Here is a 16,512-nt window from a genome sequence, read left to right as displayed (position 1 = left end):
TAAGCCTAAATATACTATTTATTTTTCTACACGTATAACATCGTAAACATCTTTTCTACGATCTTTCAAATTTTTGACAGCTCCAAAAGAATGAAGTTCTCTTAGCAAACTCAAATCCACATCTGCAACCAATATCATTTCTGTATTTGTAGTTGCCTCTGCTTTAATTCCATTACTAGGAAACGAAAAATCACAAGGTGTAAATACAGCTGATTGAGCGTATTGAATATCCATGTTATTCACATTTGGTAAATTACCTACACTACCAGCAATGGCAACATAACATTCATTTTCTATTGCTCTAGCTTGCGCACATAAACGCACTCGCGAATATCCATTTTGAGTATCTGTTAAAAATGGTACAAATAAGATATCCATACCTTCATCTGACAATAATCTAGAAAGCTCTGGAAACTCAGAATCATAACAAATTAGAATTCCGATTTTACCTGCATCAGTTTCAAAAGTCTGTAGTTTATGACCTCTCTGCATTCCCCAAATCTTTGCCTCATCTGGAGTTACATGAATTTTTTCATAACGCTCTAAACTCCCATCTCTACGACATAAATAACCAACATTAAACAACTTATCATCAATAACCTCTGGCATACTACCAGTAATGATATTGATATTATATGAGATTGATAATTGTTGCATTTTTTCAACAATTATCTTAGTGTATTTTGCTAATTCTCTAATCGCATCTGGCTCGTGCATGTGATTGTACTTTGCCATTAATGGTGCATTAAAAAACTCTGGAAACAATGCAAAGTCAGATCTATAAGCAGCAACACTATCTACAAAGTATTCCACCTGCTGCATGAGTTCTTCCAAACTATTGTAAGTACGCATTTGCCATTGAATCAAACCTAATCTCACAATTGTTTTTACTGTACTCGCTTTTTTGCTTTTCTTGGTATAATAAATATTATCCCATTCCATCAAAACTGCATATTCATTAGATGCAGTATCACCTTCTAAATATCCTTTTAAAACCCTAACAGGATGGAAATCGTTAGATATTTGAAAGTTTAAAACTGGATCATGAATTTCCTTACGCTTAACTTTTTCAATATATTCTTTTGGCGTAAGGTCCTTATGTTTATGGAAATTTGGCATTCTACCTCCAAATACAATTCCTTTCAAATTCAGGTTTTCACAAATCTCTTTTCTGTAATCATATAAACGTCTTCCTAATCGCAAACCTCTATATTCAGGTTTAATGAAAACATCTATTCCGTAGAGGACATCTCCATGAGGATCATGATTTTTAAAAGAATCACCAGTGATAATATCTGCATAAGTATGATGATCATCAATCTTATCATAATCAACAATGAGTGATAATGCGCAACCTGCGATATTACCATCAATTTTAATAACGACTTGTCCCTCAGGAAACATCGTAGTTAAGCGCTCTATGTGATGCTTTTTCCAATAGGAATCTAAAACACCTCCATAAGACTCTAAGGTTGCAGATTTTAACTCTTCAAAATCATCAACCGTTAGGTACTTTAATTCTATATTTTCAATTTTATGATCTTCCATTACATATCAAGGAGATAAGCAAAAATTAAAGGCGCAACAATGGTTGCATCACTTTCAATAATAAATTTTGGTGTATTAATATCTAATTTTCCCCAAGTGATTTTTTCATTTGGTACAGCTCCAGAATACGATCCATAACTAGTTGTAGAATCACTTATTTGGCAAAAATAACTCCAAAACGGTGTATCTGTACGCTCCATATCTTGGTATAACATTGGCACTACACAAATAGGAAAATCTCCAGCAATACCTCCTCCAATTTGGAAGAAACCAATACCTTTTTGAGAATTTGCTGTGTACCAATCTGCTAAGAATGTCATGTATTCAATACCAGATTTCATTGTACTTGCTTTCAATTCGCCTTTAAGCACGTAGCTTGCAAAAATATTCCCCATCGTACTGTCTTCCCAGCCTGGACAAACAATAGGTAGGTTTTTTTCGGCAGCAGCATACATCCATGAATCTTTTAAATCGATTTCATAATGCTCTTCTAAAACTCCTGAAAGCAAAAGCTTGTACATATATTCATGCGGAAGGTAACGTTCACCTTTAGCTTCAGCATCCATCCAAATTTTTACGATATGTTCTTGAATTCTTCGGAAAGCTTCTTCCTCAGGAATACAAGTATCTGTAACACGATTCAATCCTTTTTCTAACAAATCCCATTCATCTTGAGGTGTCAAATCACGATAATTTGGAACACGCTTGTAATGTGAATGTGCGACTAAATTCATAATATCTTCTTCCAAGTTTGCTCCTGTACAAGAAATGATATGAACTTTATCTTGGCGAATCATTTCTGCAAAAATCTTACCCAATTCCGCAGTACTCATAGCACCAGCTAGTGATACTAACATTTTTGCACCAGAATTTAATTGGTCTTCATACCCTTTTGCTGCATCAACCAAAGCTGCTGCATTAAAATGTAGGTAGTACTTTTCTATAAATTTTGAAATTTCTCCTTTATTAGTTGTCATCGTCGTCGTTAAATTTAGAAACCTTATTCGTGTTTCCTTTAGATTCATTAATAGTATTATCGTAATCGTCTCCTGCTACTGCGTTTAAAAACTTATAAGTTAGCATTTTATAATATAACTTTGCTGCAAGAAAATCTGAAGATTTCTCTTTTGAGTTTGGACACAGTTCAACAATATCAAATCCAACTACATTTTTCTCTTCAAATACTTGACGTAAAAATTCAATCGTCTCATACCATAGTAATCCTCCTGGTTCTGGAGTCCCAGTTGATGGCATAATTGAAGGATCAAAAGCATCTAAATCAAAAGTGATGTATACATTATCTGTCATTTGATCAATTGCAGAATCCATCCAAGCGTCATCTTCTGCCATTTCATGAGCAAAATATGTTTTCTCCTTATCCATTACAGTCGTTTCCATAACATCCATACTACGAATCCCAACTTGAATTAAGTTTGTAGTTTGGCTTGCTTCGTAAACAGCACAAGCGTGATTACAAGTACTACCTTGATACTCTTGACGCAAATCTGCATGTGCATCAATTTGTAAAACAGTTAGATCATCAAAACATTCGTTAAATGCTCTAATAGTACCAATTGAAATAGAATGTTCTCCACCAAAAGTCGTCACAAATTTATTGCGCTTGATATACTTTTTAGTTATTTGATGAACTTCATCTACCATTTTTTCTGGAGATGAATTTTCAGTAATTGCATCAGCAAGGTAAATTCCTTGCTTATAAACTTCTGTTTCAGTTTCAATGTCGTAGAGTTCCATGTTTTCCGAAGCATTTAAAAAAGCCTCTGGCCCTTTATCTGATCCTTTTTGCCATGTACTTGTACCATCATAAGGCACAGGGATTAAGACAATTTTAGAATTATCTAGTTTAGCATATTGCTCCTCTATTCCTGCGTAAGTTTTATTGTTCATTTTTGATATTAATTGTTTTTTTAATGTAAAATGCAGTTCGCGATAATATGAATTGACAGTTATCCTTATTTATTACTATCGCTCGTGTCATCATAACCTAAAATTTTAAGTAAGTCTTCACTTTTTTGTTGTTCGCTAAATAGTTTTGTGGTGATGTTTCCGTCATCATCCTTTTGTATTAAAATGTGCTTTGGCGACGGGATTAAGCAGTGTTGCAAACCTCCAAATCCACCAATAGTTTCTTGATAAGCTCCTGTATTGAAGAAACCTATGTATAATGGTTTGTCTTTATTGTACTTAGGAAGATAAATAGCGTTCATATGTTGTTCACTATTATAATAATCATCGCTATCACAAGTTAGACCTCCTAAAAGCACACGCTCATAACTATCATACCAACGATTAATTGGTAACATCACAAAACGCTTGTTAATTGCCCAAGTATCTGGTAATGTTGTAATGAAAGATGAATTAATCATATTCCATTTTTCACGATCATTTTGTTGCTTTTGATACAATATCTCATAAATAGCGCCTCCACTTTCACCAACTGTGAAGCTTCCAAACTCAGTGAAAATATTTGGTACATCTACCTCTTCTTGATCACAAACGGTTTTAATTTGATTGACGATTTCATCAACCATATAAGCATAATCAAAATCGTAAACTAGTGAGTTTTTAATAGGAAAACCGCCTCCAATATTCAAACTATCTAATGATGGACAAATCTTTTTAAGACTCGTATAAACTTTGAGGCATTTATTAAGTTCGTTCCAATAATAAGCATTGTCACGAATACCAGTATTGATAAAAAAGTGAAGCATTTTAAGTTTTACTTTTTTATTCTTCTGAATTTGATTCTTGTAAAAAGGAACAATGTTTTTGTAGCCAATACCTAACCTTGACGTATAAAACTCAAATTTTGGCTCTTCTTCCGAAGCTATTCTAATTCCAACATTGAATTTTCCTTTTATTTCTTCGGAAAGCAATTCTATCTCCTCATAGTTATCAATTATAGGAATCGCATTCTTATGACCATTATTGATCAGTCTCGCAATATTTGTGACGTATTGCGCACGTTTAAATCCGTTGCTAATCACAAAAGTATCGTCTGTAATCTTACCTTCAGCTTTTAAACGTTCTACAATATCAATATCAAAAGCCGAAGACGTTTCTATATGAATATCATTAGATAAAGCTTCATCTAAGACATGCTTAAAATGCGAGCTTTTTGTACAATAGCAATAGTTGTATTTACCTTTATAATCATTCTTCTCTATAGCATCTGCAAACCATTTTTTTGCACGATTGATGTTATTAGAAATTTGAGGTAAATAAGTAAATTTTAAAGGTGTTCCATAATCTTCAACCAATTTCATAAGGTTGATACCGTGAAACTCTAATGTTTTGTTTTCAAGTTTAAATTCTTCTTGAGGGAAATCAAAAGTTTGATTCACCAAGTCAATATATTTAGTATTCATTATTATTTTTAAAAAAGTTAAATGTAAGTGATGAAAAATAACATAGTGTTAAGCCATCAAAAAATTAATATCAAGATAATGACATAAAATCACTTTGACATCAAAAAAAACTAAAATAAAAGAATAATCATACCTGCAGTTGAGGATGAGTCGTAGGAATAAAGCCAAACAGATGTTGACTCATAATAATGTAGTAAGCGGAAGTTAGCTCTAAAATTTGGTTACTTAACCTATAAGCTGCTTTTGAATATGACTTCCTAATTTTCAAAAACCCAAACGTATAAACATTGTTCAATTTGTTCAGCTATGTGCTTTACCTTTAGATTTTAATTTCCCTAAAAGCGACGCAAATTTAATTTATTTTTTGACATACAAATCATTTTTACTTTTTTTTTGAATTATTTTTTAACTCTAATACTAAGTCTATTTATTATTTAATCTTTAATTTTATAATTCCCTCATTTAAAAGGGGTTTTCACTAAGTCAAACTCGCTGTTGACTCAATCTACTTAGTAAAACTTTTAATGAGCACCTAAATTTGATGTAAACAAAACATATATAATCATGAAAACATTAACAATTAAAAAAATCACGCAGCTTTTAGGAATAATGATGATTACAGCATTATTTTCTAATCCAATATATGCGCAGAACAAAGATGTTGCTTCGTCAACTGTTACAAGTCAAGACATCACTATTAAAGGAAAAGTTATGGATGAAAATGGTCCATTACCAGGTGTTAATATTGTACTTAAAGGAAGTAAAACTGGAGCTGTAACAGATGTGAATGGAGAATTTACATTTCCGAAGTCATTAAGTTCTGGTGATGTATTAATATTCAGCTTCTTGGGTTATGATAAGCAAGAAATTAAAATTGATGGTAAAACTACCTATATTAATTTGTTGATGTCTAATGATATTATTGAAATAATGGGTGCTCCAAGTACAGACAAGCCTTATAAATCTAAGCGTTCTAATTAAGGATTCGTTCACTTATTATTATACAAAAATGAGATATCTATTGCTCTTTTTAGTTGCATTTCAGTCTCATGCTCAAATATCTGACTTTGATCATATTAATTTTTCAAAGTCAGATCAAATAGCATTGATGCACAAAAACGAAGAGCTTGATAATATGCCTGAACTCGTGTACAACCTCACATCAGAATTAGACACAGATGTTGAGCGTTTTAGAGCTATCTACATGTGGGTTTGCCACAATATCGCAAATGACTACACGCTTTATCTAAAAAACAAGCGTAAAAGAAACAAGTATAAAAATGACAGCATTAAGCTCAAAGCTTGGAATGATCGTTTTAAAAAAGATGTTTTTCGTAAGCTTTTAAAACAAGAAAAAACGATATGTACTGGTTACGCCTACATTGTTCAACAACTTGCTAATTTAGCTAATTTAGATTGTGAGATTGTTCATGGATATGGTAAGACGAGTATGACAAATATTGAATCACTAGATCCTCCTAACCATTCTTGGAATGCGATAAAACTAGACGGAAAATGGTATCTCTGTGACCCAACTTGGGCAAGTGGTATACCTGAGCCCGAAACCAATATTTTTAGATTTGATTATAATGATGGATACTTTTTATCTAATCCAAAGTTGTTTATCATTAATCACTTTCCACAAGACCAAAAATGGATACTTTTAGAGAACGAAACACACTCATTTGATGAATTTCTAGCTGCACCTATTCTCTACGGAAAAGCATACACTAACTTAGTAGAACACGATACACCTAAACAAATGCATCATTTGTTACATAAAGATGAAAAAATAAGCTTTAAATATCAACTTCAAAAAACTATTAATGTAGAAAGCGTAAGTTTTTTAATTGATGATGGATATAGTAACAAGAGAACCAAACCAAACTCCATAAGTATTGATGAACAATCACTAACACTAGAACATCAATTTGATACTAATGGATTTTATGATGTTCATCTATATATTGGTGACGATTTGATTTCTACTTACACCTTTAAAGTAAAAGGTTAAGAAAACTCATTACATCATTTGTAATGTATTCACTTCTTGCGTTGTCAAATGCTTCCAGTGACCACGAGGTAAATCTTTTTTAGTTAGCTGACCTATTTGCACACAATCTACACGTACAATTTCATAACTAAGATGATCAAAAATAGTATGTAAAATAGAATTCCCTGTGTTTTTAATTTTAAGACCTATAGTTGTTTTAGGCGCTCCATCAATATAACTAATTTCTTCAACTGCCACTAGTTTACCCATTGGCTTGATACCTTCTTGTATTTTTTTGAAATCTTCATATTTCAAATCTTTATCCAATTCAATTTCAAATAATCGAGATACACCTGTTTTAGAATTCGTGAATTTTTTCGCAATCAAATCATCATTAGTAAATAACAACAATCCTGTTGAACCTCTTCCTAATCTACCTATAGGCTTTATACGAGCATTAGTTGAATTAGCGACAAGATCCATAACTGTTTTACCCTTACTATCACTTGTTGTTGTTGCAAAACCTTTTGGTTTATTTAGCAACACGTATGTTTTTTTTTCTGGGTTTATACGTGCTCCATCAAAACGAACTTCATCTTCAAATTTTACTTTGTAGCCCATTTCATTAATGATTTTACCATTAACGGTTACACTCCCTACAGAAATATGCATATCTGCATCTCTACGAGAACACACTCCAGAATTTGCAATGTATTTGTTTAATCTAATTTCATCAGAGTCAGAAATTCTCTTTGGCATAGCTGGCTCAGTTGTCTTAGATACCTTTTTCTTAACTGGAGCTTTTTCACGAGCAATAGTTTCTCTTTTTGCTTCATCGCGTCTTTTACCTCCTTTTTTATTAGTAGGCTTACTGCTTGCTTTTCCGTTTCGTCCTTGTCTGCTCATGATGTGTAAATTTTCCGCAAAGGTAGTCTATTAGTTCAACTAATCTACAAATTTTATTGTAGATTGACGTTCTCGATTTACTGATAATTGAGTAACATCTGGTCTTGAATAGTGACCAACAGGATCAAAATTTTGGCGTTCTTCAAGTACACGATTAAAATCTATGGTTTGATAAATCAATCCTTCTTTATGTAATACAGGTTCTACAACCCATTCTCCATCTGGCCCAGCGATACAGCTTCCGCCATTTGCTAAAACTTTAGGTGCCTTTTCTAATATTTTATCTATGTGTGGTGTTGACTCTGGGAAATCTTCCGAAGACATCAAACTAGAAACTGAAATCACATAAGAGCGTGATTCTCTTGCAATAAAACGCGTTATGTCTTTGGTGTTGTGATCACTTCCTGGCCAAACTGCTATGTGTAAATTTTCACCTAAACCATAAAGTGCTGCTCTTGGTAAAGGCATCCAATTTTCCCAACAATTGAGTCCACCAACAGTAAAATCTTTAAGTGAATGAACCTGCAAACCATTACCATCTCCTGGAGCCCAAGTTAAACGTTCATCATAGGTAGGTTGTAATTTTCTATGTACAGATTGAATTTCACCTTCTTGATTAATATAAACTAAAGACGCATAAATACTATGACCTCCTCTATCTATAGGACGTTCAATAATACCTAAATAAATAGCCATATTGTAATGCTTGGCTAATTTACAAACGTTATCTAAATCTCCTTTTTCAATCGTTATTGAATTTTTTACATAATGCGCATGCAACTCTTTATTCACTTTCGTGTCCCACTCTGCTCCTCCTGTTAGTGCTAACCAAAATGGATATCCTGGAACTAATCCTTCTCCAAAAACTATGAGTTCTACTTTTTCTTCGGAAGCTACCTTTATTGAGTTCTCTACTTTTTTAAGCGTCTCTGTTTTATTCAACCAAACTGGTGAAATTTGAGCAAGTGCAACTTTGAGTTTATGATTCATCCTAGATTCTATTTAATACAACATTCACATTTATTAAAACAATACTAAATACACCAGCTACAATAATAAATTTCAAAATATTATGCAAAATCAAGTAATGGGTTTTAGTTTTCGATTTCCAAAGTAATAGTAGAAAAATAAGCAATAAAATTACAGAGAGATAGAAAAATAAATACATGTGACCTACATCATAATGATTAAGCAACAAATACACGGGAACGCTAGTTAAACCGATTAAAACCGTAAGCATAATTTTTGATGCATTTTCTCCATAAACAACAGGTATCGTTTTGTAATTGAGCAACAAATCTCCTTTCATATTCTCTAAATCTTTTGTCAATTCTCGCATAGAAATGATTAGAAATAAGAAAATAGCATGTACAAAAATGACATGTTCAAAGTTTTTGTAATACAAAAAAATTGCAAAAAATGGTAAAATCGTTAATATGGCAGAAGTAAGGTTTCCTATAAATGGTAACTTCTTTAATTTGTGTGAGTAAAACCAAATCAAGAAGATATAAAGAGAGAAAAATAACACTGCATTAAATGACACATAACTCGCCATCACAACTGCCGAAAAATTTAACACAAAATAAAAAGAGAGCTTGGTATTTTGACTCACTAGTTTATCTAATTTAGACTTATTTGGGCGATTAATTAGATCTTTTTCTGAATCATAAAAGTTATTAATGATATATCCAGCTGCTATTGTTGAAGCAGATGCCAGAACGAGCATCAATAAATTAAGGTCAAAAAGAACTTCTTTAAGAGGTTTATCATGTGCTAATATGTAAACAGATGCTAGATATTGAGCAATTACAATAACGAGAATATTATAACCACGAACAACAGAAAACATGCTAAAAAACTTTAGCAGGATGTGTTTTTGTTTTCTTGTAAAAATAGCGCTCATGTTAATGCTTTAATTGTTTAATTCTTGTAGCAATTTCAATAGATAATTTATCTGCAGACTCTGGTAATAAATGATGAGCATCAGAATAATTAAACTCATCACCTCTATTTGAAAAATTAAAATATGGTACTTTTAATTCAGTTGTTAAATCATTTATTACCTCATCAAAATTAGACTTTAAAGTATTTTCAATTTCTAAAAGCTGAAAATCTATTGGTACTCTTATAAGATACACTTCTCCAAAAGCTTGTAAATAAGTTATGGTTTCCTTAAGATAATCTAATCGTAGAGTTGAAAATTTGTATTCTTTTAATTTATCGATATAATTAACCAGTGTTTCCTTTTTTTTATTTTCTATGTAATCATCAGTTAATGTCAAAGTCAATTTTGTAAATCCATCATCCTGTACTACTAATGGTGAATTATTGTATAAAATCTTGATGTAAGGTTCAGAATAGTTATGTACTAAATAATCAAAATTGGGATTTGAATTCACCGTTTTTAAAGTTCCTAAAAAGCCATCTTGCTCTTCAAACGTTTTTAAATCATTTGGATTATGACTATCATTTGATAATACCCAAGGATCTACGCCTAAAATAAAAATTTGATTTTTAATAGTGGTATCTAGTTTACGTTTTATACTATTTAAATATGTAGGTCCATATGGACTTGTGTTATATGTAAATGCATAATTATAACTATTGATTCCTTTTAATTCTTTATTTATTATTGATGGGTTTACTCCTTCTGCTATTCTAGATGATCCAAGAATCAATGAAGATTGTTTACTTGAGGTGAATTTCTTATAAAACGGATCTGTTGTAGCATCAGCCATTAAAAACACACCTACTATACTAGCGAGAATTGCTATTCCAAAAAACAATATTGTTATTATAAATTTTTTCAAGCTTACTATCTTAAAATTGAAAATATATAAAAGGTTCATCTTTTGCGCCAAATAAAAAGATGGTCATAACCAAAAGATAGTAAAACACATATCGTACTGGTTTTGAAAATCGTTTATTTATATGTTCTAAGGTATGGTTATTTTCTCTTCCAAACCAATCAACACCTATTAAAACACAGATAAAAAAGAGTACGATAAGCATCTTCTCTTCATATATAAATTCTGGTATGGAGAGTATAGAGCGTGAGCATATTCTTGTAATGTAAATAAATGCTTCTGAAACACTATTTGCTCTAAAGAAAATCCAGATTATGGTTACAACAGAAAAAGTGCAAAGCATAGATACTAATTCTTTAGGTTTTGCAAAGAGCCTACCTTGTGCCACGACATCTAAATACTTACGGTTAATCTTAAATAGAAATAGAGGCACAAATAACAAGGCGTGTAAAAAGCCCCAAAATACAAACGTCCAATTTGCTCCATGCCAAAAACCACTTACTATAAAAATTATAAAGATGTTTCTTAAGGCCAGAGTTTTTGAGCCTCGACTTCCTCCTAAAGGAACATATAAATAATCTCTAAACCAAGTAGACAGAGATATATGCCATCGTCGCCAAAACTCAGCTATATTTCTAGAAAAATAGGGTACTGCAAAATTTTGCTTAAAATCAAACCCAAATAGTTTAGCGCTACCAATAGCTATATCTGAATAGCCTGAAAAATCTCCATAAATTTGAAAAGAAAATAGTACAGCTCCTAATAGAAGTGTACTTCCAGATTGATCTTCGGCACTATCAAAAATTAGATTCACATATCTAGCACAATTATCTGCAACAACCATCTTTTTAAAAAAACCCCAGAGCATTTGCCTAATTCCATCTGTTGCTTGGTTGTAGTTAAATTTCCGAAGTTTATAAAATTGAGGCAACAAGTTTTTTGCTCGCTCTATTGGTCCTGCAACCAATTGAGGAAAAAAACTAACATAACATAAAAATGACAATAAATCATTGGTAGGCTCTAATTTGCGTTTGTAGACATCAATACTATAGCTTAAACTCTGAAAGGTGTAGAAACTAATACCTACTGGCAATATAATATCTAAGCTAGATAATTCAATGGTTTTACCAAATAGTGTAAATGCTTCAACAAAACTTTGAGCAAAGAAATTATAATATTTAAAAAAAGCAAGTGTTCCTATATTAACAAAAATACTGATTAACAATATCTGCTTTCGTATTTTTTTATTATTGCTTTTTTGAAGTTGTAGACCTATTATATAATCTATGAGTGAGCTAAGAAGTATTAGAAATAGAAAACGCCAATCCCACCATCCATAGAACAGATAACTAGAAAATACAACAAGTAAATTTTGAAATTTTGCTTGTTTTGGCATTACAAACCAATACAAAATAAAGACTAATGTTAAAAAAACCGCAAATTCTAAAGAATTGAACAACATACTAGTCTGTAAATTTTAGTATTTGACAATTCATTTAAATAGAATTCTTTTAGAAGCTTTAGAAGTTATAAACCACTTCTAATTTATAATCTTTAAGAGATTGTTTTGCAGTATCAATATCTTCTGTAAAACCTAAGATATAACCTCCTCCACCAGAACCACAGAGCTTAAGATAATACTCATTGGTTTCGATTCCTTTTTTCCATAGCTCATGAAACTGCTGTGGAATCATAGGTTTAAAGTGATTTAATACGACTTTAGATAATTGCTTTGTGTTTTTGAATAATGATTTTACATCACCTTTTAAGAAATCATCTACGCAAGCGTCTGTATGCTTGATAAATTGGTCTTTAAGCATGCTTCTAAACCCTTCTTGCTTCATGTTTTCCATAAAAATACGAACCATTGGAGCAGTTTCTCCAATAATACCAGAATCTAATAAAAACACAGCACCTTTACCATCTGTTTGTTGGGCAGGAATTCCCGTGGCTTCTATATTATCTTGAGAATTGATTAAAATTGGAATGCTTAAATAGCTATTCAATGGGTCTAGTCCAGACGATTTTCCGTGGAAAAATGATTCCATTTCAGAAAAAACAACTTTCAGTTTTAATAATTTTTCTCTCGTTAAATTCTCTAAAACTGTAATTTTATCATGAGCATATTTATCGTAAATAGCTGCTACTAAAGCACCACTACTCCCAACACCATAACCTTGCGGAATTGAAGAATCAAAATACATACCTGCTTTTACATCACTCGCTAAAGTCTCAATATCAAAAGTCACCAATTCTGCATCAATATCTCTTAAGTAAGATACAAATCGACTTAAACTTTCATTAGATTTTATAGCCTCTTGAGACGGATTTTCATCAGTCTTTAAAGCACCATTGTAAAAGTTATAAGGGATAGATAAACCTTTAGAATCTTTTATGATTCCGTATTCACCAAAGAGTAAGATTTTAGAGTAAAATAGTGGTCCTTTCATATGTTTTGGGCAATTCCTTTAACAAATATACGTATTATAATTGTATTTGGTTTGCGCCAAAGCCAATTTGGTCGCTAATATAATGTTCGTTTTGGCAATAGACAATCAATTCATCTTTAATGAATTCCATAACATTCTCTTTTTCATTTTCAGGATATAAAACATGAACATTAGCACCTGCATCTAAAGTAAAACAGATTTTAGAATTGGTTTCATTTCTATAAGCCCAAATTTTATTGATAATTTCTAATGTATTTGGTTTCATTAAAATAAAGTAAGGCATGCTTGTCATCATCATTGCATGGAGCGTCAATGCTTCACTTTCAACAATTTTGATAAACGCATTTAAATCTCCTGTTTTAAAAATTGAAATGAGTTTAGACATATTCTCATGAGCTTGCTCAAAACGTCTCTCTGCAAAAGGATGATTATACATTAAATCATGACCAACAGTACTACTTACTTGTTTTTCGCCCTTATCTACTAGTAAAATTGTGTCTTGATAATTCTTGAAATTTTCATGAACGTCATGTGGATATTTAATTCCGAAGAGATCAGAACTACCATTAATTTCTTTATGAGTTCCCCAAACAACTAAATCTCCTTCAATACTTCTACAAGCACTTCCTGAACCTAAGCGTGCTAAGAAGGATGCTTTTTGGTTAAAGTATGCTTCTGAAATATCTTCGGAAAGCGCTTTCTCAATACTCATTAAACACAATGCTAAAGCACTCATACCAGAAGCAGACGATGCAATACCAGAACTATGCGGAAACGTGTTTGAAGTCTCAATCTTGAAATGATAGTCTCTTAAAAATGGCAAATACGCTTCAATACGTTTAAAAAACGTTTCTATTTTGGGTTTAAAATCTTCTTTTTTATCTCCATCTAAAAATACATCAAACGAAAAATTATTTGTGTTTTCTTTTTTAGAATAGCTGAGTGTTGTTGTTGTTTTACAATTATTTAAAGTAAAACTTATGGATGGGTTTTCAGGAATTTGGTGTTCCTTTTTTCCCCAATATTTAACAAGAGCAATATTACTTGGAGAAGACCAAGTAACATTACCCTCATTTATTTTTTTTGTGCTTGACTTAAATTTAAAATCCAATATAATTTTTTTTCAAATATAAGTCTTTAGAGCCATATGTAAAGACAAATAAATGTCAACAATTATTAGATTTTACTCTTAACAGTTTCCTCTTCAATTGTTTCTGAAGGAACCACTTCTATATTCTCTAATTGCTTAACCGTAGAGGTTTTAATTTTGCTTGCTTTTTGATTTCTATTATTAGCATTGTAAAACATTCCTTTTTCTTTAGGCTGATTATACAGTTCTGGATTAAGGTATTTACCATTTCTTTCTCCTTCTTTAGTAACCACATCCTCTCTTTTTTCAGGATTTTGTTGCAAGTATGGATCATTACGTTCTGCTGTAATTTGCCATGACACTTTTTTGTTTGGCACACCTCCTGCAATCACAAACTGACCATTACCAATTTCAGACTCTACATAAAGGTTTGGCATCGCAGCACCTATTGGTGTTAATTGATAGGATGGATTTTTATTTATACTATCATAATAATCTGGTAAACTCACAACAGCTTTACCATTGGCATCAAAAGTTTCAACACCTCTATACATATTTAAAACCTCATTAGACTCTATTGAAAAGTGTTTTAAAATTTTATTTTCTGGATCTTCTGGATGATCTATAGTAAATGCTTTAGTCCCTGTAGCGGTAAAATCACCCTGAGAAACAACACCATACCAACCACCTTCACCTAAAACTCCTATTCCCCAACCCACTGTAGGTTGAGAATACCCAGAAGCACCAACATGATCAGCAATATCTGTTCCGGTATAAGCAAAATCTGCAACAGTAATAGTACCTGTAATTAAATTACTTTGATTTTGAGCTTGAATTGCTGAACCTTGTCCTAGATGTACAGAAAAGATTGCTGGATCTGTATTGGCTGCATTATTTATATTAAACTCTGCATTTCTACCTGCTGTACCTGAGTGATTTATAATTATTCCATGTCCAGTACCCAATTGTTGACCTGACAAAACAGCACCATTAACAAAAGCACCTGTAGGTGTACTTGTATACACAGTACCATTAAAGGCAAAAACATCTCCACCAGTTGTTGGTGCTCCTATATTATCTACAGCATTGACTAGAACTCCCGTCCCATCATTAACGTCTAAATCAATATACTCGCCAAAACCGCCATGGTCACTTAAATCACTATACATACCAACTACAGATGCGCCACCAACTAGGTTATAAATACCAAAACCACTACCACTGTTGAATATTGATAATCCTTCAGAAATTGTTCCTGGTTGCATATCAATTTCAATTCCTCGAGCTAATACACCAGTTCCAAATTGCAAAACTCTTAAACTAGCAGCATTATTAGCTGCATTTAATGTGTTTAAGTTGATGCCAAACCCTAATCCAGAATTTAGTAACCAAGCCGAAGAACTTGCATTTGATGTATTATCGTCATTAACCTGTAATGCATTTCCTGTTGCTGCTAGAGTAACAATATCTAACTGTGCATCTGGTGTTGTAGTACCTACTCCAACTTGTGCATTAATAGTCAAACTTATTAATGTAAATAACGTAAATAATGTTATTCTTTTTAGTAACCAATTGTATTTTATCTTCATAATTCACTTTATTTTTAATAAATATAGGTAATGCTTAAGAAAGCATGTAAATTATTCGTTGAAATCAAATTTTCATCTATGAAGTTAATTTTAAGAGCTTTACCATTGTTTTATAATTTCTAGACGTCGCATTTACATTTAGCTTTTTTTCAAATACATTCGTATTAAATTTAGAATTTCCGCAACCAATAGAAGAGTAAAAATAAATGCAGTCGTTGACTATTTGAAATTCTTCATTATCATAAGTTATTGTCTTAACCTCATCAATAAGTTCTACCTCAGGAATATCACTCAGCATTACAAAATAGCTGTTTGCTTTTTTTTCTTCGGAAAACGGACAAGCATCAAAAATTCGCTTTAATTCAGTTCTAGATTTAGCAATAACCGGAACATCAAATCCAAAATGTGACTGTATTGCTGCTTTAACTTTAGATTCTATTTCATTTTTATCTTCTTTAGATTGAAGAATAACATTACCACTTTGAATGTAAGTTTTTATAGCTTCAAAACCTGTTTTAGCGAGTAAATCACGCAATTCTGCCATTGGCACTTTTTTGTGTCCACCAACATTAATTCCTCTAAGAAGTATAATAAAATTAATCATCTTTTGTAAGTCTTTATAAATTTAAAAGTAAGAATATTCACATGGCTTAATCACAAAAGGCACTATTTATCACGTTATGAAAACTAAAATGCTAAGATTTTAAAAAAAATCGTAATTTTGCCCCTTCCTAAATCCC

At 31.8% G+C, this 16,512-nt stretch carries 15 protein-coding genes; 2 read left to right on the top strand and 13 right to left on the bottom strand.

Annotated elements, in window-relative coordinates; all coding sequences use genetic code 11:
* Positions 1-18 precede the first annotated feature (18 nt).
* The 4 genes from IM744_RS03130 to IM744_RS03115 form a co-directional block, all read right to left on the bottom strand.
* Positions 19-1,548 (bottom strand): bifunctional GNAT family N-acetyltransferase/carbon-nitrogen hydrolase family protein, encoded by a 1,530-nt coding sequence (locus IM744_RS03130; RefSeq protein ID WP_194506626.1) that lies wholly within the window; start codon positions 1,546-1,548, stop codon positions 19-21.
* Entirely contained in the window at positions 1,548-2,525 is a 978-nt protein-coding gene (locus IM744_RS03125) for a deoxyhypusine synthase family protein (protein ID WP_194506625.1), read from the bottom strand. The genes IM744_RS03130 and IM744_RS03125 overlap by 1 nt, the downstream gene beginning before the upstream one ends.
* Positions 2,515-3,456 carry an agmatinase gene (gene speB / locus IM744_RS03120; protein ID WP_194506624.1) on the bottom strand — a complete coding sequence of 314 codons (942 nt, stop codon included), beginning with the start codon at positions 3,454-3,456 and terminating at the stop codon, positions 2,515-2,517. The genes IM744_RS03125 and speB overlap by 11 nt, the downstream gene beginning before the upstream one ends.
* A 65-nt stretch (positions 3,457-3,521) precedes the next feature.
* Complete coding sequence (locus tag IM744_RS03115) at positions 3,522-4,937, bottom strand: type III PLP-dependent enzyme domain-containing protein (RefSeq protein ID WP_194506623.1); 1,416 nt, start codon at positions 4,935-4,937, stop codon at positions 3,522-3,524.
* 564 nt (positions 4,938-5,501) lie between these two features.
* On the opposite strand from IM744_RS03115, the gene IM744_RS03110 reads away from it, so the two are divergent.
* Both IM744_RS03110 and IM744_RS03105 read left to right on the top strand, forming a co-directional pair.
* Entirely contained in the window at positions 5,502-5,918 is a 417-nt protein-coding gene (locus IM744_RS03110; RefSeq protein WP_194506622.1) for a carboxypeptidase-like regulatory domain-containing protein, read from the top strand.
* Positions 5,919-5,946: 28 nt separating this feature from the next.
* The gene (locus tag IM744_RS03105; protein WP_194506621.1) at positions 5,947-6,951 is read left to right on the top strand and encodes a transglutaminase domain-containing protein; all 1,005 of its coding nucleotides are present in this window, start codon (positions 5,947-5,949) and stop codon (positions 6,949-6,951) included.
* A 9-nt stretch (positions 6,952-6,960) separates the two neighbouring features.
* On the opposite strand, the gene IM744_RS03100 is transcribed toward IM744_RS03105, so the two are convergent.
* From IM744_RS03100 to IM744_RS03060, 9 genes are all read right to left on the bottom strand, one after another.
* Entirely contained in the window at positions 6,961-7,836 is an 876-nt protein-coding gene (locus tag IM744_RS03100; protein ID WP_194506620.1) for a pseudouridine synthase, read from the bottom strand.
* Between the two features lie 39 nt (positions 7,837-7,875).
* Complete coding sequence (locus IM744_RS03095; protein WP_194506619.1) at positions 7,876-8,826, bottom strand: carbon-nitrogen hydrolase family protein; 951 nt, start codon at positions 8,824-8,826, stop codon at positions 7,876-7,878.
* A 1-nt stretch (position 8,827) separates the two neighbouring features.
* Positions 8,828-9,730, bottom strand: coding sequence for a geranylgeranylglycerol-phosphate geranylgeranyltransferase (locus tag IM744_RS03090; RefSeq protein WP_194506730.1), 903 nt, complete (start codon positions 9,728-9,730; stop codon positions 8,828-8,830).
* 10 nt (positions 9,731-9,740) lie between these two features.
* On the bottom strand, positions 9,741-10,646 hold the full coding sequence (locus IM744_RS03085; protein ID WP_194506618.1) for a hypothetical protein: 906 nt from the start codon (positions 10,644-10,646) through the stop codon (positions 9,741-9,743).
* A gap of 10 nt (positions 10,647-10,656) precedes the next feature.
* On the bottom strand, positions 10,657-12,039 hold the full coding sequence (locus IM744_RS03080) for an MBOAT family O-acyltransferase (RefSeq protein WP_317175379.1): 1,383 nt from the start codon (positions 12,037-12,039) through the stop codon (positions 10,657-10,659).
* A 124-nt stretch (positions 12,040-12,163) separates the two neighbouring features.
* Positions 12,164-13,093, bottom strand: a complete 930-nt coding sequence (locus IM744_RS03075) for a mevalonate kinase family protein (protein WP_194506616.1) — start codon at positions 13,091-13,093, stop codon at positions 12,164-12,166.
* 34 nt (positions 13,094-13,127) lie between these two features.
* Positions 13,128-14,207, bottom strand: a complete 1,080-nt coding sequence (locus IM744_RS03070) for a diphosphomevalonate/mevalonate 3,5-bisphosphate decarboxylase family protein (RefSeq protein WP_379660202.1) — start codon at positions 14,205-14,207, stop codon at positions 13,128-13,130.
* Positions 14,208-14,269: 62 nt separating this feature from the next.
* Positions 14,270-15,772 carry a hypothetical protein gene (locus IM744_RS03065; protein ID WP_194506615.1) on the bottom strand — a complete coding sequence of 501 codons (1,503 nt, stop codon included), beginning with the start codon at positions 15,770-15,772 and terminating at the stop codon, positions 14,270-14,272.
* 76 nt (positions 15,773-15,848) lie between these two features.
* A complete protein-coding gene (locus tag IM744_RS03060) occupies positions 15,849-16,376 on the bottom strand; it encodes a DUF1697 domain-containing protein (protein ID WP_194506614.1) in 528 nt (175 codons plus the stop codon).
* Positions 16,377-16,512 lie beyond the last annotated feature (136 nt).

Source organism: Psychroserpens luteus, assembly GCF_015319355.1.
In the GTDB taxonomy this organism is placed as follows: domain Bacteria; phylum Bacteroidota; class Bacteroidia; order Flavobacteriales; family Flavobacteriaceae; genus Psychroserpens; species Psychroserpens luteus.
The sequence above is the reverse complement of the archived record's forward strand: the minus strand, read 5'-3'. Positions and strand labels throughout refer to the sequence as shown.

Coding starts and splice junctions, on each gene's coding strand:
- IM744_RS03130 (WP_194506626.1), bottom strand. CDS start 1,548: ATGGAAGATCATAAAATTGAAAATATAGAATTAAAGTACCTAACGGTT.
- IM744_RS03075 (WP_194506616.1), bottom strand. CDS start 13,093: ATGAAAGGACCACTATTTTACTCTAAAATCTTACTCTTTGGTGAATAC.
- speB (WP_194506624.1), bottom strand. CDS start 3,456: ATGAACAATAAAACTTACGCAGGAATAGAGGAGCAATATGCTAAACTA.
- IM744_RS03095 (WP_194506619.1), bottom strand. CDS start 8,826: ATGAATCATAAACTCAAAGTTGCACTTGCTCAAATTTCACCAGTTTGG.
- IM744_RS03110 (WP_194506622.1), top strand. CDS start 5,502: ATGAAAACATTAACAATTAAAAAAATCACGCAGCTTTTAGGAATAATG.
- IM744_RS03125 (WP_194506625.1), bottom strand. CDS start 2,525: ATGACAACTAATAAAGGAGAAATTTCAAAATTTATAGAAAAGTACTAC.
- IM744_RS03115 (WP_194506623.1), bottom strand. CDS start 4,937: ATGAATACTAAATATATTGACTTGGTGAATCAAACTTTTGATTTCCCT.
- IM744_RS03065 (WP_194506615.1), bottom strand. CDS start 15,772: ATGAAGATAAAATACAATTGGTTACTAAAAAGAATAACATTATTTACG.
- IM744_RS03060 (WP_194506614.1), bottom strand. CDS start 16,376: ATGATTAATTTTATTATACTTCTTAGAGGAATTAATGTTGGTGGACAC.
- IM744_RS03105 (WP_194506621.1), top strand. CDS start 5,947: ATGAGATATCTATTGCTCTTTTTAGTTGCATTTCAGTCTCATGCTCAA.
- IM744_RS03080 (WP_317175379.1), bottom strand. CDS start 12,039: ATGCCAAAACAAGCAAAATTTCAAAATTTACTTGTTGTATTTTCTAGT.
- IM744_RS03100 (WP_194506620.1), bottom strand. CDS start 7,836: ATGAGCAGACAAGGACGAAACGGAAAAGCAAGCAGTAAGCCTACTAAT.